Below are 26076 nucleotides of genomic sequence, written 5' to 3' on the forward strand. Positions count from 1 at the left end.
CCCGGTTTCCCAACTCCGAGGCCCGGCGACTAGGTTCGTCGGCTATGCAACGACGGCCCCTCGCACTGGTACTCGACGTCCTTCTGATGCTGCTGGGAGCCCTGCTCGGGATAGCCACCAACTACGCGACGAGCGTGGAGGGCGAGGTGCCGCTGCCGCTGCGGGTGCTGCGCGCGTGGTCGATACCCCTGGTCGGGCTGGCGCTCCTCGCCCTGGCCTGCGGTCAGGTGTGGCTGCGCTGGCTGGAGCGGCGCCCGCTGCCCGCGCCGCCGTCGTGGACGGCCGGTCAGCCCCCGTACCCGGGCCTGGAGGCGTTCGGGGAAGCGGACGCGGCCGTGTTCTTCGGCCGCGAGCGGGAGACCGCCGAGCTGGTGGCCCGGCTGCACCCGCCCGTACCGGCCCGGGCCCGGCGGTTCGTGACCGTCGTCGGCCCCTCCGGATCGGGCAAGTCCTCCCTGGTGCGCGCCGGACTGCTGCCCGCCCTGACCGCGCGCCGCTCCCGCTGGCACGCGGGACCCGTCTTCACCCCGGGGACCGACCCGGTCGGCGCGCTCCGGCAGGCGGTCGCCGAGGCCGGGCGGGCGCGGCCGCTCGCGCTCGTGGTGGACCAGCTGGAGGAACTGCTGACGCTGTCGGGGCCCCGGGAGCGGACGGCGTTCGCCGCGGAGGTACGGGAACTGCTGAGCCGGGAACCGAAGGTGTGGCTCGTCGGCACGCTCCGGTCCGACTTCCTGACCGGGTTCCTGGAGGCGGACCTCGCGGAACTCGCCCACGAACCGGTGCTGATCGGCCCCCTCGGGCGGGACGCCCTGCACGAGGTGGTGGCCCGGCCGGCGGCCGCGGCCGGGGCCTCCTTCGAGCCGGGCCTGGTGTCCCGGATCGTCGACGACTGCGGCGGCGGCGACGCCCTCCCGCTGCTCGCGTACGCCCTCCAGGAGCTGTACGCACGCGCCGGCGGCGCCGGGTCCACCCTCACCCACGCGCACTACCGGGAGGCCGGCGGGGTCGCGGGCGCGCTGGTCGGGCAGGCCGACCGGATCCACGCGGCGCTGCTCGGTCCGGGCCCCCGGGAGGGCGCCGACCCGGTCGTGGAGATGCTGCTGCGGCTGGTCACCGTGGAGCGGGGCGAGCCGACGCGGCGGCGCGTACCGCGGGACGAACTCGGCTCCGCCGAGCGGGAGATGGCCGACGCGTTCGTCGCCGGCCGGCTGCTCACCTCGGACGCCGGGACGCTCGGCGTCGCGCACGAGGCGCTGCTGCGGCAGTGGCGGCCGCTGCGGCTGGCCGTCGCGGACCGGCTCGACCAGCTGCGCCGCCGGGCCGAGTTGGAGCGCTGGGCCCAGGAGTGGGAGTTCGCCGGGCGCGCCGGGGCCTACCTGCTGACCGGTGAGCGGCTCCAGGCGGCCCGGGCGTGGCAGGCGGGCGCCGGGGCTCCGCTGTCCGGGCTCGCGGCGGAGTTCGTCGGGGCCTCCGCCCGCTGCGACGGCGACGCCCGGGCCCGTACCGCGGACGCCGTGGCCGCGCGGGTGCTGGAGAACGTGGAGCGGGAGCCGGAGACCGCGATCGGCATCGCCCACGCCGCGGTCACCGAGTACGCGCCGACACCGGCCGCCGTCCAGGCGCTGCGGTCGGCGGTGGACGCCTCCCGGCTGCGGGCCGTCCACCAGGACTTCGACCGGCCGGTCACGGGCGCGGCCTGGTCCCCCGACGGGAGCCGGCTCGCGGCCTGTTCGGGGGACGGGCGGATCCGGGTGTGGTCCGGTGCCGGGCTGGAATCCGGGGCGGGGGCCGCGTCGGAGACCGGGCCCGGAGCCGGATCCGGTCCCGGACCGGAATCGGAAGCGGGAGCGGGAGCGGACGGAGGGAGCGGCTCCGCGGCGGCGCCGGTCGAGATCCCGGTCCCGGGCGACTGGCCGCGCGCGGTGGCCTGGTCCCCCGACGGCACCCGGCTGGCGTGCGTGACGCGCGACGCCCGCCTCACGCTGTGGTCCACCACCACCTGGCGACCGCTGAACACCGTGAGCCAGCCGGACATGCGCGGCGGGGGCGGCGGCGCCGGACTCTCCGTGGTGGCGTTCTCCCCGGACGGCCGGCTCCTGGTCACGGGCGGCGCCGGCCCGCTGCGGCTGTGGCACACCGACACCCTCACCCTGGCCGGGACCCTCGTCGGGCACGCCCGCATGCTGTGGAACGCGGTCTGGTCGCCGGACGGGACGCTGCTGGCCGCGTCCGGGAAGGACCGCCGGGTGCGGATCTGGCGGGTGGCGGACGGCCGGGTGGTCCGCGTGCTGCGGCACCAGGACACCGTGGCCGCGCTCGCCTGGTCCCCGGACGGCACCCGGCTGGCCTCCGGCTCCACGGACCGGACGGCCGTGCTCTGGGACCCGTACACCGGCGAGAACCTGCGCACCCTGCGGAGCATGGACGGCATCAACTGCCTGGCCTGGTCCCCGGACGGGCGCCGGCTCGCCGCCGGGGACCAGGACCGGGGCGCCCGGATCTGGGACCTGGACGCGCCCGATCCGCAGGACGCCGCGGCCGTCTGGCTGGCCGGGCACACCGACACCCTGTACGCCGTCGCCTGGTCACCCGACGGGGCGCGGCTCGCGACGGCCTCCCGCGACCGGACCGTGGCCGTGTGGGACGCGGGCGCCCCGCGGGCGGTGCTGCGCGGGCACACCGACTCCGTGTGGCGCACCGACTGGTCGCCGGACGGCACCCGGCTCGCGAGCGCCTCGCAGGACGGCACCGTACGGCTGTGGGACCCGGCCGACGGCGCCCCCGCCGGGATCCTGCGCACCGGGGAGTGCGGGGACCTCGCCTGGTCACCCGACGGTACCCGGATCGCCGTGGGACGCCGGGACGGCAGCGCGGCCGTCTACGGGACGGACGGTACGGAGCACACCGCCCTCCACGGGCACCGCGAGGAGCTGTCGGCGGTGTGCTGGTCCCCGGACGGCGCCGGGATCGCGACCGCCTCGCGCGACGGCAGCGTACGGGTCTGGGACGCGGCCGGCGGCCGGCCGCCCCGGGTCCTGTCGGGGCACGCGGACTGGGTGACGGGGGCGCACTGGTCCCCGGACGGGGCGTGGCTGGCGACCTGCGGCACCGACCGTACGGTCATCGTCTGGGACGCGGAGAGCGGCCGGGCCGTCGCCACCCTGCGCGGCCACACCGACCACGTGTGGAAGGTCGCGTGGTCCCCGGACGGCACCCGGCTGGCCACCGGATCGCGCGACCGGACCCTGCGCGTGTGGGAGTTCCCCGGCGCGGCCGGTGCCGGCCCCGCCGCCGGGCCCGTCGTGCTCTCCGGGCACGACGAGCGGGTCCAGGACCTCGCCTGGTCACCCGACGGTACGCGGCTCGCGTCGGTCTCGCGGGACCGGACGGTCCGGCTCTGGGACCCGGCGGGCGGTACGGCCGTCTCGGTCCTCGGCGTGCACGCCGACTGGGTCAACGGGCTGTGCTGGTCCCCCGACGGCACCCGGATCGCCACCGCCTCGCGCGACCGGACCGTACGGCTGTGGACCCCGGCCGGTGCCGATGCCGGGCCGCTGCTCCGGCTGGCCGCCGCCCGGATCCTGCACCCGCCGACGCGGGAGGAACGGCGCGCCTATCAGCTGCCCCCGCGCCCCTGAGCCCCGTCGCCCACGAGTCCACGCCGGCCCGGGGTCCGGCTCCGGCTCCGGGCGCGGCTGCGGCTGCGGCTGCGGACCCGAACCGGAATCCGGCTTCGCCGTGGGTTTCGCCGTGGGTTTCGCCGGGTGGCGTGCGCAGGCCACCGCGTCGGGGGCGGCCTCCAGGGAGCTCCGCGACCGGGGCCGAGGGCTACTCGGCCGGCTCCACGACGCGGCCGTCGCGCAGTTCCACCACCCGGTCGGCGAGTTCCATCAGGGCCGGGTCGTGCGTGGCGACGAGTACGGTCACTCCCTCGCTCCGCACCACCGCCCTCAGCAGCCGCATGATCGAGCGTCCCGTCTCGGAGTCGAGCTGCCCGGTGGGCTCGTCCGCGATGATCAGCGCCGGGTCGTTGGCCAGCGCCCGGGCGACGGCGACGCGCTGCTGCTGTCCGCCGGAGAGTTCGCCGGGCCGCTGCTCCGCGTGGTCGGCGAGGCCGACCAGGGCCAGCAGGGTGCGGACCCGCTCCTCGCGCCGCGCGGCCGCGACCTTGCGCATCCGCATCGGGACGCCGACGTTCTCGGCGGCGGTGAGGACGGGGATCAGGCCGAACGACTGGAAGACGAAGCCGATGCGGTCGCGGCGCATCGCGAGCAGTCCCTTCTCGTCCAGTCCGGCCAGGTCGGTGCCGTCGAGCGTGACGCTGCCGCGGGTCGGGGAATCAAGTCCGCCGACCAGGTTGAGGAGCGTGGTCTTTCCGGAACCGGAACGTCCCTTAAGGGCGGTGAGTTCGCCGCGGCGAATTTCGAAAGAGACTCCGCGCAGGGCGTGAACGGCCCGTTCTCCGGTACCGAAACTGCGGTGCAGATCCTCGGCGACCACCATCGGGGCCAGGATCGGGTCCAGGGTCGTGGTCAGCTGTCGCGTCATGCTGGAATCCCCCTCGATTCGGCCGGTCAATTCCCCCCGGCACACTGCTTTTTCGAATGTGCTCATCATGCACATCCTGCCCGCGAGGCCCTTCCCCTGCCCTTTTCCGTCTGACAGCATCGTCCGCTATCCGGTACCAAAGGTCCGGATCGGGGAGGGTAAGAACAGATGATCGGCTTCGTCGTGCGCCGGTTGCGCGGGCGGTGGCCGCTCGCCGCCGCGGTGCTGCTGACCGCGCTCATCACCACCACCGTGCTGACCGCGCTGCTCGCGTTCACCCGGACCGTGGGCGAGGCCGGACTGCGCCAGGCGCTCCAGGGCCCGGGCCGGGCGCGCAGTGCGGTCGTGGTCACCGGTGACCATCCGCAGTCGGCGCGCGCCGAGGACGACCGGGCCGTACGGACCTTCGCGGCCGACCTGTTCGGCGACCGGCGGGTCGGGGTCGAGAGCCTGGCGCGCAGCCGTTCGTACGGGCTGCCCGGCGAGCACGCCCCGGGCAAGGACGCCGACCTGACCGTGCTGGCGGCGCTCGACCCCGAGCGGGTACGGCTCGTCGCGGGCCGGCTGCCGCAGCCGGCGGCGGGCGCGGACGGCCGGATCCAGCTGGCCGTCCCGCAGACGACGCTGGCCCGGCTCGGGCTGACGGCGGGCGCGCTGCCCGCCGAGGTCCGGCTCGACGACCGGTTCGGCGGCCCGCCGCTCACGGTGCTGGTGACCGGCGTGTACCGGGCTGCCGAACCCGACGCCCCGTACTGGCGGCTCGATCCGCTGGGCGGCCGGGAGATGCGGGTCGGCACCTTCACCACGTACGGCCCGCTGCTCGTGGACGATTCCGTCTTCACCGCGGGCGGGCTGCCGCAGAACGGCCGGAGCTCCCTGCTGACGCCCGATCTCGACGGCCTGCGGCCCGCGGAGGCGGCGGCGATGCGGGAGCGCGCGGTGGGTTTGCAGGCCGGGCTCCAGACCTCGTCGGCGCTCCAGTCACAGACCGAACTCCCCGAATTCCTCGCCGCGTTGGAGTCGGGGCAGGTGGTCGCCCGGTCCAGCCTGCTGGTCGGCGCTCTGCAACTGGCGGTACTGGCCTCGGCGGCGCTGCTACTGGTGGCCCATCTGCTCACGGAGCGACAGGAGTTCGAGCGGGTCCTGCTCATGGCGCGCGGCGCCTCGCGCCGCCGGCTCGGGGCGCTCACCGCGACCGAGTCGGTGCTGCTGGCCCTGCCCGCCGCCGTCCTCGCACCGCTGTTCACCCCGCCTCTGCTCGGGCTGCTGGGCCGGGTGGGCCCGCTGGCCCGGGTGCCGCTGGGCGACACGTCGGGGACCTGGCTGCTGTGGCCGGTCGCGGCGGGCTGCGCGCTGGTGTGCGTGCTGCTGACGACGCTGCCCTCCGTACTGCGCGGGGCGACGGCGGGCGCCCTGCGCCTGGCCGGGCGCCGGCAGGCGCTGGTGGGGAGCGCGGCCCGGTCCGGCGCGGACCTCGCGCTGCTGGCGCTCGCGTTCCTCGCGTACCGCCAGCTCGACCGGTACAGCGGGGAGGGCGGCGTTCCGGCCGGCGGAACGGGGAGCCTGGGGGTGGACCCGGTGCTGGTCGCGGCGCCGACGCTGGCGCTGTGCGCGGGCACCCTGCTGGTCCTGCGGCTGCTGCCGTTCGCGGCGCGGCTGGGCGGGCGGATCGCGGCCCGCGGGCGCGGGCTGGGCCCGGCGCTGGCGGGCTGGCAGCTGGCCCGCCGGCCGGGGCGGGCCACCGGGCCCGTACTGCTGCTGGTCCTGGCCGTCTCCAGTGGTGTCCTGGCACTGGGGCAGCACACCGCGTGGTCCGGATCCCAGCGCGACCAGGCCGATTTCGCCACCGCCGGGGGCCTGCGCATCTCCGAGAGCGAGCTGGCGCCGCTGGGCCGGGGCGGCCGGTACGCGGCGCTGCCCGGCGGCGAGCGGGTGCTCCCCGTGATCCGCTCCCGGCAGGACCTGCCGGGCGGGAAGGCCGGGCAGCTGCTGGCGCTGGACGCCGCCGCGGTAGCCGAACGGGTGCCGCTGCGCGAGGACTTGCGGGACGGCCGGTCGATGAAGCGGCTGTTCTCCCCCCTCGCGGCGGATGCCGCCGGCTCCCCTGGCTCGACCGCCTCGACCCGCACGACCGGCGCGACCAGCACGACCGGCGCGACCAGCACAACCGCCTCGACCGCGTCGACCGCGTCGACCGCGTCGACCGCGTCGACCGCGTCGACCGGCGTCCCGCTGCCCGGGGCCCCGCGCCGCATCGATCTCGACGTGACGGTGCAGCGCACCGGTGACGGGAGCGGGCCCCGCCTCGGCCTGTTGCTGCGCGACCGGTTCGGGCTGACCTACCAGATGCCGATGGTCCGCCTCCCGGACAGCGGCGACGTCACCGCGGCGTTCGACGTCGGCGCCCTGGTCGACGCCCCGATCGGGTCCGCGGCGCCGCCCCTGAGCATCGCCGGGGTGCTGGTCTCCCACAACACCTCCTCGGGCAACGCCGGTCAGCTGGCCGTGCGCGGGATCTCCGTCGCGCAGGACGGGTCCGGTCCGGCGGTTCCCCTCCGGGTCACCGCGCCCGCCTGGACCCTGTCGGCCCCGGCACGGAGCGGCAGCGGCGCCACCTCCCCCAACGGGATCCTGCTGCCGGACGAGCCGAACGCCTCCGGTGGCGCTGCGCCCCTGCTGCGGCTGGGGTACAACGGCGGGGCCGGCTCCGAAGTCGCGGTGACCACCGGCGGGGCCGGCGCCGCCGACATCCCCGGGATCGCCACGCACGCCTATCTCGACGCCGTCGACGCCAAGGTCGGCGATGTCGTGCCCGTCACCCTGGCGGGCACCTCCGTACCGGTGCGGATCACCGCCGCCGTGGGTTCGCTGCCCGCGGCCGGGGACACCGCCGTGGCCGTCGACGCGGCCGCCGCCGGGCGGCTGCTGGCCACGCGCGGCGGGCTGGAGCTGCCGCCGCCCGACGAGTGGTGGCTGCCGGCCGCGTCCGCCCACGACCGCGCTCCCGCCGAGGCGGCCGCCGAACTGCGCGCCGGGGCCCGCACCCAGCGGGTGGAGCTGCGCGAGGAGGTCGCCGCCGGGCTGCTGGACGACCCGCTGAGCGCGGGCCCGCAGGCGGCGCTGGCGGCGCTGGCACTGGCCTGCGCGGTGCTCGCCGCGATCGGGTTCGCCGCCTCGGCGGCGGCCGCCTCGCGGGAGCGGGGCCGCGAGTTCGCCATCCTGCTGGCGCTCGGGGCACCCCGGCGGGACCTGGCCCGGACGGCCGCCGCCGAGAGCGGTGTGCTGGTCGGTCTCGGGGCCGGGGTCGGGCTCGCGCTGGGCGCGGCCATCGTGCACCTGGTGGTCCCGCTGGTGGTGCTGACCCCCGCCGCGCGCCGTCCGGTGCCGGAGGTCCTGGTGGACCTGCCGGCCGGGGAAACGCTACTGCTGACCGCCGCCATCGCCGCGGTACCGCTGCTGTCGGCGGTGCTCGGCAGTACGAGGAACAGGAACGTCATGAACACAGCCGCCCGGCTGCGGCACGTGGAGGAGATGTGACCACCCCGCCGCCCGGCCCGCCGCCCGGTCCCGTTCCGCCGCCCGGCCCCGTCCCGCCCCGGCGGACCCGCCCCACGCCCTGGGTGCGCACCCGGCTGCGGGCGACCCCGACGGCCTCGCTGCTCGCCGCCGCCCTGGCCTTCGTCGCCGTCCTCCTGGCCGCCGGCCTGCCGCGCGCCCTGGACCGGGGCGCCGACCAGGCCCTGCGCGACTACCTGACGGACAAGGGACCCACGGCGGCGAGCCTGTACGCCACCGCCGGCGCCCGGCCCGCCGGCCCCTCCGCCGCGGAACTGGACTCCGTACTGGACGTGCTGCGGGCGAAGACGGGCGACGGGTTCGGCCTCGTTCCCGGCGCCGAGGTGCACGGCTCGCTCGGGCTCAAGACCCGCTCGCTCACCAACCCCGAACTCCCCCAGCCCGAGGCGGTACCGGTCGCCCTCGGCCTCGGCTACCTCAAGCAGGCGCCGGAGCACACCAGGCTCGCCGCCGGCCGCTGGCCGGACGGCGCGGCGCCCGGGAAGCCGGTCGAGGTCGCGCTGTCGCACCGCGCGGCCGAGACGCTGAACGTCCGCGTCGGCACGGTGCTGAACGCGGCCCCCTCCGTGACCGGAGCGACCTCCGCCGAGGTGGTCGGCCTGTACGAGGCGGCCGACGAGGCCGATCCGTACTGGGGCGACCTCCCCTGCCTCACCCGCGCCTGCCTGCGGGTGTACCCGTCCTCCCTGCCCAAGAACTACTGGCAGACCTTCGCCCTCGTCGGCCCCGGCGGGCTGGAGCGGCTGGTCCAATGGGGCGGCGGCGCCACGGACTTCTGGCGGCTCCCGGTGGACACCGGGAGCCTGCACGTCCACGAGCTGCCCGAGACCCGGCGGCAGGTCGCCGCGTACGTGTCCGGCCCCACCGCCACGCAGCTGACGCGGGACGCCAACCGCAACGACCTGCGGATCAGTTCCCGGCTGCCGGCCCTGTTCGAGGAGGCCGAGGCGCGCCGGCAGGCCGCCGCGCCGCTCACCGCGATCGGTCCGGCCGGGGTCGCCGGGGTGGCCCTGGTGGTGTTCTGCCTGGCCGCCGCGCTCACCGGGGACCGGCGCGGGACCGAGCTGATCCTGCTGCTGGCGCGCGGCGGCTCGCGCCCCGAGATCCTGCGCAGGCTCCTCGGCGAGAGTGCCGTGACCGTACTGCCGGGCGCGGTGCTCGCGACCGCGCTCGCGGTGTCGCTGCTGCCGACGCCACGGCTGGCGCCCGCGCTCCTCGCGGCCGCCGCCACCACGCTGTTCGCCCTGCTGGCGTTTCCCGTACGGGCGCTCGTGCTGCTGTCCGCCCGGCGCGGGCGGCCCGCCGCGCGCCGGCGCCTGGTCGGGGAACTGCTCGTCGTCGCGGCGACCGCGGCGGCCGTGTACGAGGTCCGCTCGCGCGGGATCGCCCCGGCCGGGCAGGGCGTGGACCCGCTGCTGATCGCGGCGCCGCTGCTGCTGGCGCTGTCCGGCGGGCTGTTGCTGGCCAGGATCCAGCCCCCGCTGATGGGGGCCCTGGCCCGGAGTGCCGGGCGGGGGTCCGGAGTGATCGGCTTCCTGGGCCTGGCGCGCGCCTCCCGGGGCGCCGGGGGCCGCGGAAGGCCCTCCGTACTGCCGCTGGTGGCGCTGCTGCTCGCCGTCACCACGGCCGGGTTCGGGGCGAACGTCCTGACGGCGGTCGACGGCTCCCGTGCCCAGGCGGCCCGCCAGAGCGTCGGCGGCGACGCCCGGATCGCCGCGGCCGCCGGGGACTCGCTGCCGCGGGCGCTGACGGAGGCGGCCACCGCTCTGTCCGGGGTACGCACCGGCCTCTCGGTGTGGACGGACTCCGAGGCGTTCCTGTTCGGCGCCGGCGGGCAGGGTTCCCCGCGGATCACGGTGGTGGTCGCGGATCCGGTGGCGTACGCGGAGCTGGCCCGGGCCGTGGGGCGCGGGCAGTTCGATCCGGGACTGCTCGCGGGCGGCCCGGCGGCGGACGCCCCGGTACCGGCGCTGTTCAGTAAGGACCTGGCGGCGAAGGCCACCGAGGGCGGCTACCGGCTACGGCTCGGCGGCGGCGAGGAGCTACGGGCGCGGCCCGTCGGGAAGTTCGACGGCACGCCCGCGCTGCCCGGCGCCGGCGCGGCCACGATCGTGCTGCCCGCCGGTCCCGTGCTCGCCCAGGTCCCCCGGGCCGCGAAGCCCAACCTCTGGTTCGGGCTGGGGCCGGTCGCGGACGCCCGGCTGCGGGCGCTCGTCCGGGAGACGGTCCCGGCGGCGGTCGCCGAGCGCCTGCTGATCCAGACCAGTGAGGCCACCGCCGCCGAGCTCGGGCGCGATCCGCTCCAGGCTTCGGCGGGCCGGATCTTCTGGGGTTCGGTCGCCGCCGCGGCCGTCTTCGCGCTGCTGGCGCTGCTGATCACGCTGGCCCGGGCGGCGCCCGAGCGGGCGGCGTCGCTGGCGCGGCTGCGGACCATGGGCCTGCGGCCGCGGCAGGGCATCGCGCTCATCCTCGCCGAGGCGCTGCCCCAGGCCGTCGCCGCCGCCTGCGGCGGAGGCCTGCTCGCCGCGGCCGCCGTCGCGCTCCTCGGCCCCGCCGTGGACCTCTCCTCCCTCGTCGGCACCGCCGTCCCCACCGGCCTGCGCATCCTCCCCCGTCCCCTCACCACCCAGACCCTCACCCTCGCCGCCCTCGCGGTCCTCGCCGTCCTGGCCGAAGCCGCGATCTCCGGACGACGCCAGATCACCACCGAGCTCCGAGCGGGAGACAGCCGATGACCAGCCCCACCCTCGACGACCTGCGCCGCCAGGCCCTCGCCGCGGCCGCCCCGCTCGGCCACGCCGCCGACGCCGCCATCACCTGCGACCGCCTCGTCCGCATCTTCAGCACCGACGGCATCGAAGTCCAAGCCCTCCAGGGCCTCGAACTCACCGTCCGCCAAGGCGACCTCGTCGCCCTCGTCGGAGCCTCCGGCAGCGGCAAGTCCACCCTGCTCAACATCCTCGCCGGCCTCGACACCCCCACCGCCGGCCAGGCCACGGTCGCCGGGCACGACCTCCTCGACATGCCGCCCAAGGAGCGCCTGCGCTACCGCCGCTCCGCCGTCGGCTTCGTCTGGCAGCAGACCACCCGCAACCTCCTCCCCTTCCTCACCACGGCCCAGAACATCGCGCTGCCCATGCAACTGGGGGACCCCCGCCGCAGGTCCGCCCGCGCGCACGCGGCCCGCGTCGACCAGCTCCTCGACGCCCTCGGCATCGGCGACCTCCACGCCCGCCGGCCCGCCGAACTCTCCGGCGGACAACAGCAGCGCGTCGCCATCGCCGTCGCCATGGCCAACGATCCCGCCGTCCTGCTCGCCGACGAACCCACCGGCGAACTCGACTCCGAAACCGGCGCCGCCGTCTTCGAGGCCTTCCGCACCGTCAACCGCGAACTCGGCGCCACCGTCGTCATCGTCACGCACGACCCCCTCGTCGCCGGCGAGGTCCGCCGCACCGTCGCCATCCGCGACGGCCGCACCAGCAGCGAGGTCCTGCGCCGCACCACCACCGACGAACACGGCGAGGAGACCACCACCGAACGCGAGTACGTGATGCTCGACCGCACCGGCCGCGTCCAGCTCCCCCACAAGTTCCTCCAGGCCCTCGGCATGGAACACCGCGTCGCCGTCGACCTCGCCGCCGACCACATCGCCGTCCGCCCCGACGCCACCGAGGACCCCGAGGCCGCCGGGGAGCCCGACGGGACGGGCCCCCGGTAGGCCCCCTCCGGGGCGGGCGTCACTTCCGTGCGGCGGGTGTCGTTAGGGGCTGGGGGTTGACTCTGGGGGCGAAGGGATGACGGAATGCGGCAGTTTCCTCTGGAGATGCACCACTTGGCGCCCGGACGGGTGGTCGAGTGGCGGTTGCGGTCCACGGCGGCGCGGGCCCGTGGCCGGGACGGGGCGGCGGACAGGAGGGCGTCCTTCAACCAGGACAAGCACTTCACCGTCGCCGAGGAGAGCCGCGGGTCCGGCGACCCGGTCGCGTCCTGGCTCGCGGTGACCTTCGAGGTGGCCGGTCCGCTGGACGAACAGGCCCTGGCCCAGGCCCTGCTGGCCTTCGTCCGGCGGCACGAGGTGCTGCGCTGCGAGTTCCGCCGGCTGGCGGGCGAGCTCTCCTGCGCGCCCTTCACGCCCGCCGAACTCGCCCTGGACGCGGTGCCCGTGGGCTCCTTCGACACCTCGGAGGGTTTGCGCCGCTTCCTGACGGAGCGGTTCACGCGCAGCATCGACACGCTGTCCTGGCCGCTGTTCACCATGGGCGCCGTCCTGCGCGAGGACTCGGCGACGGTGTACCTGGCCTTCGACCACATCGTCTGTGACGGCATGTCGATGCCGATCGTCGTCCGCGAGGTGCTGACCGAGTACGAGGCCCTGCGCCGCGGCCTGGACGCCGGGCTGCCGGCCGCCGCCCCGAGTTACCTCGACTTCGCCGACGAGCAGCGCCGTCGCTACCTCTCCATCGACGCGGGCGACGAGCGCCTCGACTACTGGAAGTCGTTCATCGCGCGCAACGGCGAGTTCTTCCCGCGCTTCCCGCTGGACCTCGGCGTGGAGCCGGACCGGATGTACCCGATCGTCAACGAGGCCTCCGAGCTGCTGGACGCCGCCGAGGCCGAGGTGTTCGAGAAGTCCTGTCTCGCGGTGGACGGGAAGCCGTTCATGGGCGTGCTCGCGGCGGTCGCGGTCTGTCTGCGGGAAGCCGGCGGGCCCGGCGTGTACCGCGGGTTCATGCCGGTCAGCGAGCGCGGTCGAGGCCCCTGGAACCAGGCGGTGGGCTGGTTCGTCAACACCATGCCGATCGAGTTCGACGCCTCGCCCGGCCGGGACTTCGGCCAGGTCATGGCCGGGGTCAGGGCCGGATTCAGCGAGATGATCAGCCACATCGACGTGCCGTTCGTCCGGGCGTGGCAGCTGCTGGCGCCCGAGGAGTTCGCCGCCCAGTCCTGGCCGTACCCGGTGAACTTCTTCTCGTACATCGACATGCGCAAGGTCCCGGGCGCGGAACGCCACGGCGACTGGCGGCCCGCCACCCACGTCTGGTCGGCGCGCGCCAACGGGGCCTGTTCCTGGTTCCAGCGGGACGCGGCCGGCCTGCACATGAACTCGCTGTACGTGGACACCCCGGCGGCGCGCCGCACGATGGGCGATTTCCAGGAGGCGCTGCGGCGCACGGTGCAGGACATCGCCCGTGGCGGCGGCTTCCGTCGGCCGATCGCGCTGACCCCGCCCCGGCAGCCGGTGCGGGGCGGCGTCGAGGTCTGACGGCCGGGCGGGCGCGGGGCCGCGTTCAGGTGTCCGACGCCTCGGCGGCGCGCCTCAGCAGCAGGGCCCGTTCCCGGGCGTTGCGGGTGAGGGAGGCGGCCCGCTCGAACTCGGCGCGGGCCTCCGCCCGGCGGCCCAGCCGCCACAGCAGGTCCCCCCGTACGCTCGGCAGCAGGTGGTACGCGCGCAGGGCCGGCTCCCGCGCGAGGGCGTCGACGATCGCGAGCGCCGCCTGCGGGCCCTGCGCCATGGAGACGGCGACCGCCCGGTTGAGTTCGACCACCGGCGACGGGACCAGTTGGACGAGCCGCCCGTAGAGCGCGGCGATGGTCGTCCAGTCGGTGTCCTCGTACCGGACGGCGTCCGCGTGGCAGCCGGCGATGGCGGCCTGTACGGAGTACGGCCCGCTGCCCGCGCGGCCCATGGCCTCGATGCCCCGGCGGATGAGGAGGCGGTTCCACCGGGACCGGTCCTGGTCGGCGAGCAGCACCGGTTCGCCGTCGGGGCCGGTGCGGGCGGTGGTCCGGGAGGCCTGGAACTCCAGCAGCGCCGCCAGGCCGTGCACCTCGGGCTCCTTCGGCATCAGGCCGGCCAGGACGCGGGCCAGCCGGAGGGCGTCCTCGCACAGGGCCGGGCGGACGAGGTCCTCGCCGGCGGTCGCCGCGTACCCCTCGTTGAAGATCAGGTAGATCACTTCGAGGACGGAGGAGAGCCGCTCGTCGCGGTCCGCCCCGTACGGGACCTCGAAGGGCACCCCGGCCTTGGCCAGGGCCCGCTTCGCCCGGACGATGCGCTGGGCGACGGTGGGCTCGGAGGTGAGGAACGCGCGGGCGATCTCCTGGGTGGTGAGCCCGCCCATCAGGCGCAGCGTCAGCGCGATCCGGGCGTCGGTGGCCAGGACGGGATGGCAGGCGGTGAAGATCAGCCGGAGCAGGTCGTCGTCGATGTCCTGCGGTCCGGCCGGTTCCGCGGGCGGGGGGACGTCCTCCAGGGTGCGGCCGACCTCGGCGAGCTTGCGGGCGTAGGTCTCCTTGCGGCGGACGAGGTCGACGGCGCGGTGTTTGGCCGTGGCCATGAGCCAGGCGCCCGGTTTCTCCGGGACACCCGACTCGGGCCACTGTTCGAGCGCGGCGACCAGGGCGTCCTGCGCGATCTCCTCGGCGATGCCGATGTCCCGCACGATGCGGGCGACACCGGCGATGATGCGCGCGGACTCGATCCTGAACACCGTCTCGACCGCTTGGGCCGCCGTCACTGCCGTCACGGCCACCCATCAGAGCAGCCGTGACGAGGCAGGGCAAACGCGGCGCGGTCAGCCTTCGGCGATCTGGCGGAGTTCGGCGCCGACGGTCCACTGCTCGGGGTGGATCTCCAGGAACCGCTTCGTCCACTCCAGGGCCTCGGCCTTGTCCTTGGCCTGGATGATGGCGTAGCCGCCGACGACCTCCTTGGTCTCGGTGAAGGGGCCGTCGGTGTAGCTGATCTTGCCTCCGGACCAGGTGACGCGGGTTCCGTCGGCGGTGGGGAGCAGCCCGTCGGTGCCGAGCATGACCCCGGCCTTGGTCATCTCCTCCATCAGCGCGCCCATGCGCTCCATGAAGTCCGGGGGGAACTCGGTGTCGGCGTTGAGGCTCTGCTCGTCGATGCGGATGAGCGAAAGGAAGCGCGGCATGGTGACTCCTCGGTCGGGAGGCGGGGGCCTTCCCCGCCTCTCACCCCTGCGTCGAACGGGAGGGGCCCGGATCGACAGCTTCCGGGAAATTATTCGGGCCGTCCCCGGCGCGGCCGCGGCGGCGCGGCGCGGGGCCCGGAATCCGGCCCTCCCGGTCCGTGCTACCGGCGAGTAGGATCGCGGGCCCAGGCCCCTCCGAGAGGATTCCCATGCCGCGCACCCCCTCCTCACCCCTGCTGCTCGCCGGTCTGCTGGCCGGCGCGGCGGTGGCACACGCGGTCGCGCCGGAGAAGTTCGACGCGATCGTGCCGCGCTCGCTGCCCGGCACCCCGCGGCAGTGGACGTACGCCAGCGGCGTGGCCGAACTCGCCCTCGCCGCCGGTGTCGCCCATCCTCGGACCCGGCGCGTGGCGGCGCTGGCCACGGCGGCGTTCTTCGTCGGCGTGTTCCCGGCGAACGTGAAGATGGCGGTCGACGCCCGCCGCCGGTCCCCCACCGTACGGGCGGTGGCGGTCGGCCGGCTGCCGCTCCAGGTCCCGCTGGTCCTGTGGGCCCGCAGTGTGAGCCGCGGGGCCGGCCGCGACTGACCGGGCACCGGGCGCATCCGAATCGGCCCCTCCGGCAGAAGAGGAGTACAGAGCCCCCGGACACATGTCGGCGGTCCGGGGGCTCGGTCGCCGCGCTACCGCACGGCCGCACGGCCGCGGCGTCACGGGCTGTCGCCCACCCAGTCCCAGCGCCCCGGATCGGCCGCCCGCCGGCGGTAGTGCGCGCGCCCGCCCGCCCCGTACCTGCCTATCTCGGTGGGGAGCCGGGCCTCCTCGGCGCATTGCGGTTCGCTCCACCCCGTGACGTCCAGGAGCAGTCCGTCGAGCGGACCGCCCACGAGTTCGCCGTAGACATGGCCGGGGCGCGGCCCGGGGTCGGGGTCTTCGTGGTCGGCGCCGTAGACCCGGCGCCGCAGCATCCTGTCGTCCATGCCCCCAAGCTTCACAGGCGGCACTGACAACCGGTCCGTCAGGCTTCGAGGAGCGCCTGCCCCACGTACTCCCCCTCGGCAGCGCCCCGTGGTACGACGAACAGCGCCGAGGCCTCGTGCACGACGTACCGCGCGAGCGCGTCGCCCCGGGCCAGCCGGTGCTGGACGGGGATGAAGCCCGTCCGGGGATCGGCCTGCCAGGCGACGAACAGCAGCCCGGCGTCCGGCGTGCCGTCGGGGCGCAGCCCGTCGTAGTACGACCAGCCGCGCCGCAGCATCGTGGCCCCGGCGTTGCTCCGCGGGGCGGCGAGCCGGATGTGGGCGTTGGCGGCGATGACCGGGACCCCGTCGGGCCGGGCGGCGTCGAGGTCCGCGGGGGTGCGCTCGGCGCCGCCGGTCAGTGGCGCCCCGTCGGCCACCCGCCGCCCGACGGCCTGTTCGCGGTGCTGCGCGGGGAGTCCCTCCCAGTGGTCGAGCAGCATCCGGATCCGGCGTACGACGACGTACGAGCCGCCCTCCAGCCAGCCGGGCACGCCGGAACCGGAGCCGGAGCCGGAGCCCGTGACGAGGATCCGGGCCCGCTGCGCGGGATCGGTGGCCGGGGCCGGATTGGCGGTGCCGTCGAGCTGGCCCATGAGGTTGCGGTGCGTCCCGCCGGCCGGGCGGGTGAACCCGGACATGACCCAGCGGGTGCTCGCGGCGCCCCGGGCGAGCCGCTGGAGGGTGCGCAGCGCGTGTACGGCGACGAGCGGATCGTCGGCGGCGACCTGCACGAACAGGTCGCCGCCGCCCCGGGCGGGGTCGAGTTCTTCGTCGGGGAAGGAGGGCAGCGGGGCGAGGGCCTCGGGCCGGGCGGCGGTGAGCCCGGCCCGGTCGAAGAAGCCCGGGCCCAGGCCGAAGGTGACGGTGAGGGCGGCGGGCCCGGCTCCGAGTGCCACCCCCGTGTCGGCCCCGCCGTCGACCGGCGGCTCGCCCCGGGTCATCCGCGCGGCGGCGGCGCTCCAGGTCCGCAGCAGGGCGGCCGCCCCGGCCCGTCCGGCCCCGGCACCGGCACCGGGGGCGCCGACCGGAGCGGCGAGGTCGAGGGCGGCGAGGTGGGCGTGGGACTGGCGCCGGGTCAGGATGCCCGCCTGGTGGGGACCGTGGAACGCGACCGCGGCCTCCCGGTCGTCGCCCGGGGTGCGCGCGCCGGCCGTGGTCAGTACGGCTGTGCCGGCGGCGAGCGCGCCCAGTCCCCCGGCGCCGAGGACGGCCCGCCGCCCGGGCCGGGAGCCGCCGCCGGTCTCCCGCGGACCCACCGTCACTTCGCCCCGTCGACCACCGGGTCGACGACCCCGACCCACAGCTGGTTGAGCTCGGACACGTACCGGCCGCCCTTGGTGTCCTGCGGTACGACGAGCCGGGGCCCGGCGGCGTCGTCGAAGGCCATGCCGTCCTCGGAGACGGCCAGCAGCACCTGGCTCTTGGCGAAGCCCGGGTCGATCTCGGCCCAGGCGAAGACGGCGCGGTAGTCGCCGCCGCCCGTCGCGGAGACGAAGCCGCGCAGCTGGCCGTTCTTCTTGGCGGCGTCGAACCGCGGCTCGGCCGTCTTGAGCACGTCGTGCAGCAGCACCCCCTGATAGGTGTGCCGCTGCTCGCCCTTGGCGCTGGTGAACTTGACCTCGACCGAGGCCTGCGGCAGCTTGCGCAGATCGGCCAGGGTGACGGAGTACGGCTTGGCGACCTCGCCGCCCACCCGTACCTCACCGGGCCCCAGCGGGGCGACGGAGGCTTTCGCCGAAGCCGAAGCCCCGGCACCGGCCCCGGCCCCCGCGGACGGGCTCGCCGAACCGGCCCCCGCCGCGCCGCCCTTCGCGCCGTCCGCGCCCTTCGTGTCCGCCGACTGCCCGCAGCCCGCCAGGAGCAGCGCCGCCGCCGCGAGCGCGAGGCCCGCTCTCCGCTGGTTCTGCCTGCCACAAGTCATGGACGACCCCTCCCGACGCACCGATCAACTACCTCGCATGTGCAAGGCGATCGGCCCCCTGATGGCGGAAATGCCGTGCGCAACATACATCAGCGGACGCATCTGCCCTACCTCTCGCGAAGCGTCCTGGAGCATCGACCGGAACACCCCCCGCGGACCCCCCGGAACCGGCCGCGCGCCTTGGCGCAAACACCCACTCCGGAGGGCGGCGATGATGGTCACCCACGCCGGATGAGCACGAGCAGGAGCCCCACCCATGGCACGTCGGATCCATCAGCCACTCGAAGACCAGGAGTTCGACTTCATCCTCTCCATGGCCCCGGGGCCGGTTCTCGCCTATTTCACCGGCACCTGGCCGAAGGCCGCCGAGGCCTGCCGGGCGATGGACGCCGTGGTCGGCGAGCTCGCCGAGGAGTACGGGGCGCGGCTGACCGCCGTCCGCACCGACATGACCCGCTGCCCCGGGACGACCAGGCGCTTCGAGGTCACCGGCGCCCCCACCGCCGTCCTGGTCAGCGCCGGCGAGGCCGTCGCGAGCCAGGCCGGGCCGATGACCGCCGAGGAGTTCCGCGCGTTCCTGAACACCCACCTGGGCGAACTCGGATGATGTGGCCGAAAGTGGCATAGGTGGGATAGGTGCCCAAGGCATGTAATGGAGTCCGGAACGACGGAACCATCGCTTGCGAGGTGCTGGAATGTCAGAAACCGTTGCCTTCCCCCAGGACCGGACCTGCCCCTACCACCCCCCGGCCGCCTACGAGCCCCTGCGGGAGGGGCGGCCCCTCTCCCGGGTCACCCTCTTCGACGGCCGCTCCGTGTGGGTGGTCACCGGCCATCCCGAGGCCCGCTCCCTCCTCTCCGACGGCCGGCTCTCCGCCGACCGCCAGAACGCGTCCTTCCCCACCCCCAGCCGCCGCTTCCAGGGCCTACAGGACCGCCGCACCGCCCTCCTCGGCGTCGACGATCCCCAGCACAACACCCAGCGCCGGATGCTGATCCCGAGCTTCACCCTGAAGCGGACCGCCGCCCTGCGGCCGCGGATCCAGGAGACCGTGGACCGGCTGATCGACGCGATGGTCGCCCGGGGCCCGGCCGCCGAGCTGGTGAGCTCCTTCGCCCTGCCGGTGCCCTCGATGGTGATCTGCGCCCTGCTCGGGGTCCCGTACGAGGACCACGAGTTCTTCGAGGCCCAGTCGAGGCGGCTGCTGCGCGGCCCGGAGGCCGCGGACACGCGGGACGCCCGCGATCAGATCAACGGCTATCTGGCCGGCCTGATCGAGCGCAAGCGGACGGACCCGGGTGACGGACTGCTGGACGAGCTGATCGCGACGCGCCTGGAGACCGGCGAGACGGACATCGAGGAACTCGTCTCGCTCGCCGCGATCCTGCTGATCGCGGGGCACGAGACCACGGCGAACATGATCTCGCTCGGTACGTTCACCCTGCTGCGGCACCCGGAGCAGCTGGCCGAGCTGCGCGCGGAGCCTTCGCTGATGTCGGAGGCCGTGGAGGAGCTGATGCGGTTCCTGTCGATCGCGGACGGGATGCTGCGGGTGGCCACCGAGGACATCGAGATCGGCGGGGTGACCATCCGCCCGGACGACGGGGTGGTCTTCTCCACCTCCGTCATCAACCGCGACGACGCGGTGTTCGAGAACCCCGACGCGCTGGACTGGCACCGGCCCGCCCGGCACCATCTGGCCTTCGGTTTCGGCATCCACCAGTGCCTGGGGCAGAACCTGGCCCGGGCCGAGATGGAGATCGCGCTGGGCACCCTGTTCGACCGGCTGCCCGGGCTGCGGCTGGCGGCCGAGCCCGATCTGATCCCGTTCAAGCCCGGGGACACCATCCAGGGCATGGTCGAACTCCCCGTGGCGTGGTGAGCGCCGTGCGGATCTCCATCGACACGGGCGTCTGCATCGGCGCGGGCCAGTGCGCCCTGACCGCGCCCGAGGTGTTCACGCAGGACGACGACGGGTTCAGCGAGCTGATGCCGGGCCGGGAGGACGGCGCGGGCAGCGCCCTGGTGCGGGAGGCGGCCCGGGCCTGTCCGGTCTCCGCCATCTCCGTCTCCGCCCGGGAGACCTGAGGCCGGCCGGGCTCAGCGCTCCAGCAGGGCGACCGCCTCGCGCTCCAGGGCCGCGGAGCGGTCCACGAGGTCGGCGCAGGCGTCGAACAGGGCCCGCCGCGCGGCCGCGTCGGAGTCCGGCGCGGCCGTACGGGCCAGCTCGGCCAGGCGTGACCAGTGGCGGCCGGACTCCCGGAAGAGCCCGGCCGCCTCCGGCCGTCCGGCGAGGTCGAGGAAGTCGGCGTACAGCGGCCGGGTGGCGCCGGGGGCGGTCCACTCCCGCTCCAGGCAGGCGTCCAGCCGGCCGGTCCCCGCCGCGAAGGCCTCCGGCGTGCCGAAGCGGCGTTCCCAGCCGGCCTCGGTGCGGGCGTCGCGCAGCTGCGCGGCGAACCTCTCCATGCCGGAGAAGCCGAAGTTGACGTCGAACCGGTTGCCGAGGACGGGTCCGGTGAAGCGGGTGACGGTGGCGGCGACGGCCCCGTCGACGTCGGGCCCGGCGGTGGACCGCCCCGTGGGCACGACCATCTGGTGGTGGCCCTTTCCGTGCCCGGACCAGGCGGCGCCGAACTCCTCGCGGCCGATCCGGTACGGGGTCGCCGCATCGTCCTCGACGTAGAGGTCCTCGCCCTCGTACCCGGCCACCACCACGGTGTAAGGGTCGGCGCCGGCCATCTCGGGGCTGACGGCGGCGCCGTGCCAGGGCAGCCGGGACCTGTCGACGGTGCAGAACACCGGCCACCCGGCGTCGAGCGCGGCGCGCACCCGGCCCCAGCGGGGTTTGGTGCTGCGGGTGGCCTCGTAGGGGACGCCCAGGCGGCCGAGGGCGACCTGGACCCAGGGCTCGGGGTGGGCCTGGGCGACGATCGTCGGGATCGGCGGCCGGCCCGGGTACTCGAAGACGAAGTACATGAAGCCGACGCCGCCGGCGAGGCCCGCGAGGAGCACCTCGTCGTGCACGCCGCCGAGGGCGTGGCGGATCAGGGAGCTCTCACGGTGGCGTCCGGTACCGAAGTCCTCATACACGAGCACGGTCATGCGGCCACCCTATCCGCTCCCGAGAGTTTCTGGACACCTGTCCAGGAACTCGCTACCGTGAGCCGCCTCAGTCGCGCACGCCCCACAGAGCGGAGATCACCGTGCACACGGTCGCCCAGGTCCTCATCGGCATAGTCGCCGCGCTCCACGGCTACTTCCTGGTGCTGGAGATGTTCCTGTGGCAGCGGCCGCCCGGCCGGGCCCTGTCCGGGTTCGACGCGGACACCGCCCGCCTCACCGCCCCGCTCGCCGCCAACCAGGGCCTCTACAACGGCTTCCTGGCCGCCGGCCTGGTCTGGGCGCTGGTCATCGATTCGCTCTCGACGCAGGTCTTCTTCCTCGTCTGCGTGATCGTCGCCGGGCTGTACGGGGCCGCCACCGCCAACCGGCGGATCCTGATCGCACAGGCCCTTCCCGGTGCCCTCGCCCTGGGCGCGGCGCTGCTGGCCGCGTGAGCCCCGAGGACCCGCGCACCGCGCGGACCAGGGCCCGGCTGCGCGAGAGCCTGTTCGCGGAGTGCGCGGACCGCCCGCTCGGCGAGGTCAGCGTCTCGGCGGTGGTCCGCCGCGCGGGGATCGGCCGCGCCACCTTCTACCTGCACTACGAGGACCTCCCCGCGCTGGCGGTGGACGCGTGCGCCGAGGTGGTGCGCGCCGCGGTCGACGCCCTGCACGCCTGGCAGACGGAGCCCGCCGCGCCGCCCCCGGCCCGGCCGCCGGCGGCCCTGGCCGGCTTCCTCGCGGGCGCCGCCGAGCACGGCGCGCTGTACCGGACCCTGCTGCTGCCGGGTGGCGGCGGGCCGCTGGGCGAGCGCCTGCACCGGGAGCTGCGGGCCCGCTCCCGCGCCGAGCGGGCGGCGGTGGGCGCCCCGCACCCCGATCTGGTCGCCTCGGCCGTCGCCGCCGCCTTCACCGGCGTCCTCGCGGACTGGCTGCACGGGCGGATCCCGGCGGCGGGCCCCGAGGAGCTCGCGGAGCTGGTCTGGCGACTGCTGAAGGGCCTCCACCGCGCGGTGTGAGGACCGGGCCGGCCGCCCCGCTCCGGTCGTCGCGGCACGCGCGAGCCCCGCCGGGCCGACCCGGCGGGGCTCACCCTCACGGACTGGACTCGTGAAGCGCCGTCAGATGCCGACCACCCGCTCCGCCTGGGGGCCCTTGGGGCCCTGGGTGACGTCGTACTCGACCTTCTGGCCTTCGGCCAGCTCCTTGAAGCCGGTGGTCTGGATGGCGGAGAAGTGCACGAACACGTCCGGGCCGCCGTCGTCCTGCTGGATGAAGCCGAAGCCCTTTTCCGCGTTGAACCACTTCACGATGCCTGTTGCCATGGGTACTGATCCTTCTCAACGTTCCACTGCGGGCCGCACGCGCGGCCGTCTCGATAGTGCCCGGGTGTCACCCCCGCCACACCCCGGGCGCGGCCAACAGGGGGTTATCGAACTTATGGGCGCCTCGTACGCGGATCGGGGGATCGCCGGCTCCGGCAGCGGCCGGAGTCCGGCGGCCGAGGCCCCCTGACCACCGCCCCGTGACCACCCTCGCCGGCTGGTAAAATGGCCGGGAAACTTGAAGCGCGGGGCGCCTTCGCCCGGTGCGGACACGTACGACGAGCCGGGGCCCGTACCGAGGGGTACGGGCCCCGGCTCGTCTCCGTTCACCACCCTGTCCGCATTCCGCGTGCGCACTCCTCACGGAAGGTTCTGCATGAAGAACCCGTCACCTCATGGGCGTTTCGGCATCAAGGCCGGAGCGAAGGCAGGCACCAAGCCGGGCGCCAAGGGCTCCGGCAAGGCACCCCGGACCCTCGGACCGCAGGGCGAGTTCGCGATGCCCGCGACCCTCACCCCGGCGCTGCCGCCGGTGGCGGCCTTCGAGGAGCTCGGCCTGCCCCCTGAGCTGATGACGACCATGACCGGCCTGGGGGTGAAGGAGCCGTTCCCCATCCAGGCGGCCACGCTCCCGAACTCCCTCGCGGGCCGGGACATCCTCGGGCGCGGCAGGACCGGCTCCGGCAAGACCCTCGCCTTCGGGCTGGCCCTGCTGGCGCGCACCGCGGGACAGAAGGCCGATCCGAAGCGACCGCTCGCGCTGGTCCTCGTACCGACGCGCGAGCTGGCGCAGCAGGTCACCGAGGCGCTGACCCCGTACGCCGAGGCGCTGGAGCTGCGGCTGGCCACGGTGGTCGGCGGGCTGTCGATCGGCAGGCAGTCGGGCGCGCTGCGCACCGGCGCCGAGGTCGTCGTGGCCACGCCCGGCCGCCTCAGCGACCTGGTCGGGCGGCGTGACGTCCACCTGGAGCGGGTGAAGATCACCGTCCTCGACGAGGCCGACCAGATGTGCGACCTGGGCTTCATGCCCCAGGTCACCGAGATCCTGGACCAGGTCCACCACGCCGGGCAGCGGATGCTGTTCTCCGCGACGCTGGACCGCAACGTGGACCAGCTGGTGCGCCGGTACCTGAAGGACCCGGTCTCGCACTCGGTGGACCCGCAGTCGGCCACGGTGTCCACGATGGACCACCACGTCCTGCACATCCACGCGGCCGACAAGTACTCGGCGGCCACCGAGATCGCCGCCCGCGAGGGCCGGGTGCTGATGTTCCTGGACACCAAGCACGGCGTCGACCAGTTCGTGAAGCACCTGCGGGCCATGGGCGTGCGCGCGGAGGGCCTGCACAGCGGCAAGTCTCAGCCGCAGCGCACGCGGACGCTCGCCCAGTTCAAGACCGGGGCGGTCACCGTCCTGGTCGCGACCAACGTCGCCGCGCGCGGCATCCACATCGACGACCTCGACCTCGTGGTCAACGTGGACCCGCCGGCCGACAGCAAGGACTACCTGCACCGCGGCGGCCGCACGGCCCGCGCCGGCGAGTCCGGCAAGGTCGTCACGCTGGTCACCCCCAACCAGCGCCGCGACATGGTGCGCCTGATGTCCGACGCGCGGATCCGGCCGACGATCACCCAGGTGCGCTCCGGCGAGGCCGCCCTCAGCCGGATCACCGGCGCGAAGGCCCCCTCCGGGGTGCCGCTGGCCGGAGCCGCGCCCACCGACGCCAAGGGAAGGCCGTCCGGCTCCGACCTCGGCTTCCGGGGCATCGGGACCCGCCCGGGCCGGCCCGGCAAGGGCAAGGAGTCCCGTAAGACGACGGAGGCCCGGCAGGCCGCCGAGGCCCGCCGCGCGGCCCGGGTCCGCAAGGGCCTCTGAGCCCTGCGGCCCGCAGCCGCACGGACGACGGCGCCGGCCCCCGAGCGGGGGCCGGCGCCGTCTCGGCGTTCGGCGACGGTCAGCGGCGGTCAGCGGCGCCGTTTGCGCTCCGCCACGATCGCGCGGGTGACGACCGGCGGGAGCAGGTCCTTGGCCAGCGCGCGCCAGCCGCTCGCCGTCCCGCGCGCGGGGGCCGCCGCCACGGGCGTACGGACGGGAGCCGCGGCGGGGGCGGCCTCCGGGGCCGGGGCGGGGCGCAGCGGCTTCGGCGGCTCCGGGGCGACGAGGCCCTTGTCGCCGATGCGGACCAGCGGCCGCCCGGCCACGGTCTCCACGCCGTGCCAGACGCCGTCGAGGCCCTCCAGCCAGGTGCGCAGCTCCTTCTGGAGGGGCTCCGGGTCGTCCCAGGTCGCGTACAGCTTGTTCGGCGAGATGCAGATGACCCGCAGGTCGCCGGAGGCGACCGCGCCCCAGACCGCGGCGGCCACGCCGGGGCAGTGCGCGGCGCGGTAGTCGTCGAAGACCACGACGGCGCCGGGGGCGGCGAGTGTCCGCGAGGACACGACGTCCTGGACGACGTGCTCGTAGAGGTGCGAGGCGTCGATGTGGACGAAGCGGCAGCTGCCGGCGCGCACCGTGGCGGTGACCACGGAGGTCGGGGCCTGGATGACGGTGGGCAGTTCCTCGTGGAAGGCGGTGTAGTTCGCCTCGAAGGCCCGGCGGGTGAGGGTGGAGTACGAGCCCCGCATCTCGGCGAGGTTGGCGTCGTCCGGCGCGGGCGAGTCGAAGAGGTCGCAGACGGTGAACTCCTCGCCGTCCCGCAGGTACTGCCCGAGGAAGATCGCGCTCTTCCCCATGTAGACGCCGAGCTCCGCGATGTCGCCCCGCTGGTCCGCGTCACGGTTCTGGCGGGTCAGGAACCAGTCGAAGAGCGCCTGGTCGTACGCCGAGAACCAGCCCTTGACCTGGCCGAACGCCGTGGGGACCGGCGGGGCGGGGGTGGTGGCGGACATGGGTGAAGCCTGCGACACGGAGAGTCCTCCCGTAGCGGAGTGGCATCGGACAACACTGAGCACCGGCCGGGTACGCAGACCATAGACCCCCGAATGGGCGCACGAGGCGGTTCTTCGGCGCCAGGGGTGGAATGACACTCACCGTTCCGCGGGGCGACACCTGCCCGAAGCTCCGGCGTCCGCCGCGGGCCCGGAACCGCGCGGCGCCGGGCCGGAGCCCGGAGCCGGGTGTCAGAGCGAGGGGCGCCGCAGCAGCCGCTGGGCGGCGGCGTGGCGGACGCGGCGGGTGCGGCCGGTGTCGGCGAGCAGGCGGAGCGCCTCGTACGAGGTGAGGAGCGCGACGGCGGTCCGCTGGCACCAGTCGGAGGCGCCGGAGAGCTCGGCGGCGGACCAGGGCTCGCCCTGGTTGACCGAATTCAGCAGGCTCCACTCGCGCAGCCTCGCCACCGGGAAGGCGCGGCCTTCGAGGGCGGCGCCCACGGCGCGGGCCCAGTCCTGGAACCGTTCGTCGGCCAGCAGCCGCGCGGCCCGGCGGTCCAGATGGGTCACCACGGCGCTTTCGGCCATCACCCGGTCGGGATCGCGCAGGACCGCCGCCACCCGCTCGGCCTCGTCGGCCTCGTCGGGGGCGGCGGCCAGGGAGGCGAGGTGCAGGGTGTAACGCCAGTACTCGGGCGGCTCGGCGGGGCGCACCGGGCCGCTTCCCCCGCGTATCAGGTTCTCGGCTGTCCCCATCCCCCCATTCCACACGACGGG

Annotated in this window: 22 protein-coding genes; 12 read left to right on the plus strand and 10 right to left on the minus strand. The window is 75.3% G+C overall.

Annotated elements, in window-relative coordinates; translation table 11 throughout:
* Positions 1–44: 44 nt before the first annotated feature.
* Positions 45–3638: an AAA family ATPase gene (locus tag EES41_RS05145; RefSeq protein ID WP_123076039.1), complete on the plus strand. Its 3594-nt coding sequence runs from the start codon at positions 45–47 to the stop codon at positions 3636–3638.
* 190 nt (positions 3639–3828) lie between these two features.
* Here the strand turns inward: EES41_RS05145 and EES41_RS05150 are convergent, their stop codons facing one another.
* Entirely contained in the window at positions 3829–4503 is a 675-nt protein-coding gene (locus EES41_RS05150; RefSeq protein WP_229895460.1) for an ABC transporter ATP-binding protein, read from the minus strand.
* 213 nt (positions 4504–4716) lie between these two features.
* On the opposite strand from EES41_RS05150, the gene EES41_RS05155 reads away from it, so the two are divergent.
* The 4 genes from EES41_RS05155 to EES41_RS05175 all read left to right on the plus strand — a co-directional run bounded on the left by EES41_RS05155 (position 4717) and on the right by EES41_RS05175 (position 13390).
* Positions 4717–8085: an FtsX-like permease family protein gene (locus EES41_RS05155; RefSeq protein WP_123076043.1), complete on the plus strand. Its 3369-nt coding sequence runs from the start codon at positions 4717–4719 to the stop codon at positions 8083–8085.
* Entirely contained in the window at positions 8082–10859 is a 2778-nt protein-coding gene (locus EES41_RS41285) for a hypothetical protein (RefSeq protein WP_164495750.1), read from the plus strand. The genes EES41_RS05155 and EES41_RS41285 overlap by 4 nt, the downstream gene beginning before the upstream one ends.
* Complete coding sequence (locus EES41_RS05170; protein ID WP_123076045.1) at positions 10856–11845, plus strand: ABC transporter ATP-binding protein; 990 nt, start codon at positions 10856–10858, stop codon at positions 11843–11845. Before EES41_RS41285 ends, EES41_RS05170 begins: the two co-directional genes overlap by 4 nt.
* Before the next feature lie 84 nt (positions 11846–11929).
* Entirely contained in the window at positions 11930–13390 is a 1461-nt protein-coding gene (locus tag EES41_RS05175) for a condensation domain-containing protein (RefSeq protein WP_123076047.1), read from the plus strand.
* 25 nt (positions 13391–13415) lie between these two features.
* Here EES41_RS05175 and EES41_RS05180 read toward each other — a convergent pair whose 3' ends face one another.
* Both EES41_RS05180 and EES41_RS05185 read right to left on the minus strand, forming a co-directional pair.
* A complete protein-coding gene (locus EES41_RS05180) occupies positions 13416–14645 on the minus strand; it encodes an RNA polymerase sigma factor (protein WP_123076049.1) in 1230 nt (409 codons plus the stop codon).
* A 57-nt stretch (positions 14646–14702) separates the two neighbouring features.
* Positions 14703–15062, minus strand: coding sequence for a YciI family protein (locus EES41_RS05185; RefSeq protein WP_037797015.1), 360 nt, complete (start codon positions 15060–15062; stop codon positions 14703–14705).
* Between the two features lie 209 nt (positions 15063–15271).
* Between EES41_RS05185 and EES41_RS05190 the strand changes: the two genes are divergently transcribed.
* Positions 15272–15649 (plus strand): hypothetical protein, encoded by a 378-nt coding sequence (locus EES41_RS05190; RefSeq protein WP_123076051.1) that lies wholly within the window; start codon positions 15272–15274, stop codon positions 15647–15649.
* Positions 15650–15771: 122 nt separating this feature from the next.
* On the opposite strand, the gene EES41_RS05195 is transcribed toward EES41_RS05190, so the two are convergent.
* The 3 genes from EES41_RS05195 to EES41_RS42760 are packed head-to-tail and all read right to left on the minus strand — an operon-like array spanning position 15772 to position 18004.
* Positions 15772–16041, minus strand: coding sequence for a hypothetical protein (locus EES41_RS05195; protein ID WP_123076053.1), 270 nt, complete (start codon positions 16039–16041; stop codon positions 15772–15774).
* Positions 16042–16079: 38 nt separating this feature from the next.
* A complete protein-coding gene (locus EES41_RS05200) occupies positions 16080–17339 on the minus strand; it encodes a Dyp-type peroxidase (RefSeq protein ID WP_254211317.1) in 1260 nt (419 codons plus the stop codon).
* Positions 17340–17341: 2 nt separating this feature from the next.
* Positions 17342–18004, minus strand: coding sequence for a molybdopterin-dependent oxidoreductase (locus EES41_RS42760; protein WP_123076057.1), 663 nt, complete (start codon positions 18002–18004; stop codon positions 17342–17344).
* 256 nt (positions 18005–18260) lie between these two features.
* On the opposite strand from EES41_RS42760, the gene EES41_RS05210 reads away from it, so the two are divergent.
* From EES41_RS05210 to EES41_RS05220, 3 genes are all read left to right on the plus strand, one after another.
* The gene (locus EES41_RS05210) at positions 18261–18611 is read left to right on the plus strand and encodes a co-chaperone YbbN (protein WP_123076059.1); all 351 of its coding nucleotides are present in this window, start codon (positions 18261–18263) and stop codon (positions 18609–18611) included.
* Positions 18612–18699: 88 nt separating this feature from the next.
* Complete coding sequence (locus EES41_RS05215) at positions 18700–19887, plus strand: cytochrome P450 (RefSeq protein WP_123076061.1); 1188 nt, start codon at positions 18700–18702, stop codon at positions 19885–19887.
* 5 nt (positions 19888–19892) lie between these two features.
* Complete coding sequence (locus tag EES41_RS05220) at positions 19893–20093, plus strand: ferredoxin (protein ID WP_037799282.1); 201 nt, start codon at positions 19893–19895, stop codon at positions 20091–20093.
* Between the two features lie 12 nt (positions 20094–20105).
* On the opposite strand, the gene EES41_RS05225 is transcribed toward EES41_RS05220, so the two are convergent.
* A complete protein-coding gene (locus tag EES41_RS05225) occupies positions 20106–21107 on the minus strand; it encodes a BtrH N-terminal domain-containing protein (protein WP_123076063.1) in 1002 nt (333 codons plus the stop codon).
* A 101-nt stretch (positions 21108–21208) separates the two neighbouring features.
* On the opposite strand from EES41_RS05225, the gene EES41_RS05230 reads away from it, so the two are divergent.
* Complete coding sequence (locus EES41_RS05230) at positions 21209–21562, plus strand: DUF1304 domain-containing protein (RefSeq protein ID WP_123076065.1); 354 nt, start codon at positions 21209–21211, stop codon at positions 21560–21562.
* Positions 21559–22125 (plus strand): TetR family transcriptional regulator, encoded by a 567-nt coding sequence (locus EES41_RS05235; RefSeq protein ID WP_123076067.1) that lies wholly within the window; start codon positions 21559–21561, stop codon positions 22123–22125. Before EES41_RS05230 ends, EES41_RS05235 begins: the two co-directional genes overlap by 4 nt.
* A gap of 102 nt (positions 22126–22227) precedes the next feature.
* Here EES41_RS05235 and EES41_RS05240 read toward each other — a convergent pair whose 3' ends face one another.
* Positions 22228–22431 carry a cold-shock protein gene (locus tag EES41_RS05240; protein WP_037797027.1) on the minus strand — a complete coding sequence of 68 codons (204 nt, stop codon included), beginning with the start codon at positions 22429–22431 and terminating at the stop codon, positions 22228–22230.
* Between the two features lie 499 nt (positions 22432–22930).
* Between EES41_RS05240 and EES41_RS05245 the strand changes: the two genes are divergently transcribed.
* Complete coding sequence (locus EES41_RS05245) at positions 22931–24307, plus strand: DEAD/DEAH box helicase (protein ID WP_250570201.1); 1377 nt, start codon at positions 22931–22933, stop codon at positions 24305–24307.
* 89 nt (positions 24308–24396) lie between these two features.
* Here the strand turns inward: EES41_RS05245 and EES41_RS05250 are convergent, their stop codons facing one another.
* Both EES41_RS05250 and EES41_RS05255 read right to left on the minus strand, forming a co-directional pair.
* The gene (locus EES41_RS05250; protein ID WP_123076071.1) at positions 24397–25320 is read right to left on the minus strand and encodes a class I SAM-dependent methyltransferase; all 924 of its coding nucleotides are present in this window, start codon (positions 25318–25320) and stop codon (positions 24397–24399) included.
* A 231-nt stretch (positions 25321–25551) separates the two neighbouring features.
* A complete protein-coding gene (locus EES41_RS05255) occupies positions 25552–26055 on the minus strand; it encodes a hypothetical protein (protein WP_123076073.1) in 504 nt (167 codons plus the stop codon).
* Positions 26056–26076: the final 21 nt, after the last annotated feature.

It is taken from the genome of Streptomyces sp. ADI95-16, assembly GCF_003721495.1.
GTDB classification, from domain to species: Bacteria; Actinomycetota; Actinomycetes; order Streptomycetales; family Streptomycetaceae; genus Streptomyces; species Streptomyces goshikiensis.

Bases quoted from the DNA above. Each gene is read 5' to 3' on its own strand.
- EES41_RS05145 (WP_123076039.1), top strand. From the start codon at position 45: ATGCAACGACGGCCCCTCGCACTGGTACTCGACGTCCTTCTGATGCTG.
- EES41_RS05150 (WP_229895460.1), bottom strand. From the start codon at position 4,503: ATGGTGGTCGCCGAGGATCTGCACCGCAGTTTCGGTACCGGAGAACGG.
- EES41_RS05155 (WP_123076043.1), top strand. From the start codon at position 4,717: ATGATCGGCTTCGTCGTGCGCCGGTTGCGCGGGCGGTGGCCGCTCGCC.
- EES41_RS05170 (WP_123076045.1), top strand. From the start codon at position 10,856: ATGACCAGCCCCACCCTCGACGACCTGCGCCGCCAGGCCCTCGCCGCG.
- EES41_RS05175 (WP_123076047.1), top strand. From the start codon at position 11,930: ATGCGGCAGTTTCCTCTGGAGATGCACCACTTGGCGCCCGGACGGGTG.
- EES41_RS05185 (WP_037797015.1), bottom strand. From the start codon at position 15,062: ATGCCGCGCTTCCTTTCGCTCATCCGCATCGACGAGCAGAGCCTCAAC.
- EES41_RS05190 (WP_123076051.1), top strand. From the start codon at position 15,272: ATGCCGCGCACCCCCTCCTCACCCCTGCTGCTCGCCGGTCTGCTGGCC.
- EES41_RS05195 (WP_123076053.1), bottom strand. From the start codon at position 16,041: ATGGACGACAGGATGCTGCGGCGCCGGGTCTACGGCGCCGACCACGAA.
- EES41_RS42760 (WP_123076057.1), bottom strand. From the start codon at position 18,004: ATGACTTGTGGCAGGCAGAACCAGCGGAGAGCGGGCCTCGCGCTCGCG.
- EES41_RS05210 (WP_123076059.1), top strand. From the start codon at position 18,261: ATGGCACGTCGGATCCATCAGCCACTCGAAGACCAGGAGTTCGACTTC.
- EES41_RS05215 (WP_123076061.1), top strand. From the start codon at position 18,700: ATGTCAGAAACCGTTGCCTTCCCCCAGGACCGGACCTGCCCCTACCAC.
- EES41_RS05225 (WP_123076063.1), bottom strand. From the start codon at position 21,107: ATGACCGTGCTCGTGTATGAGGACTTCGGTACCGGACGCCACCGTGAG.
- EES41_RS05240 (WP_037797027.1), bottom strand. From the start codon at position 22,431: ATGGCAACAGGCATCGTGAAGTGGTTCAACGCGGAAAAGGGCTTCGGC.
- EES41_RS05245 (WP_250570201.1), top strand. From the start codon at position 22,931: ATGCCCGCGACCCTCACCCCGGCGCTGCCGCCGGTGGCGGCCTTCGAG.
- EES41_RS05250 (WP_123076071.1), bottom strand. From the start codon at position 25,320: ATGTCCGCCACCACCCCCGCCCCGCCGGTCCCCACGGCGTTCGGCCAG.
- EES41_RS05255 (WP_123076073.1), bottom strand. From the start codon at position 26,055: ATGGGGACAGCCGAGAACCTGATACGCGGGGGAAGCGGCCCGGTGCGC.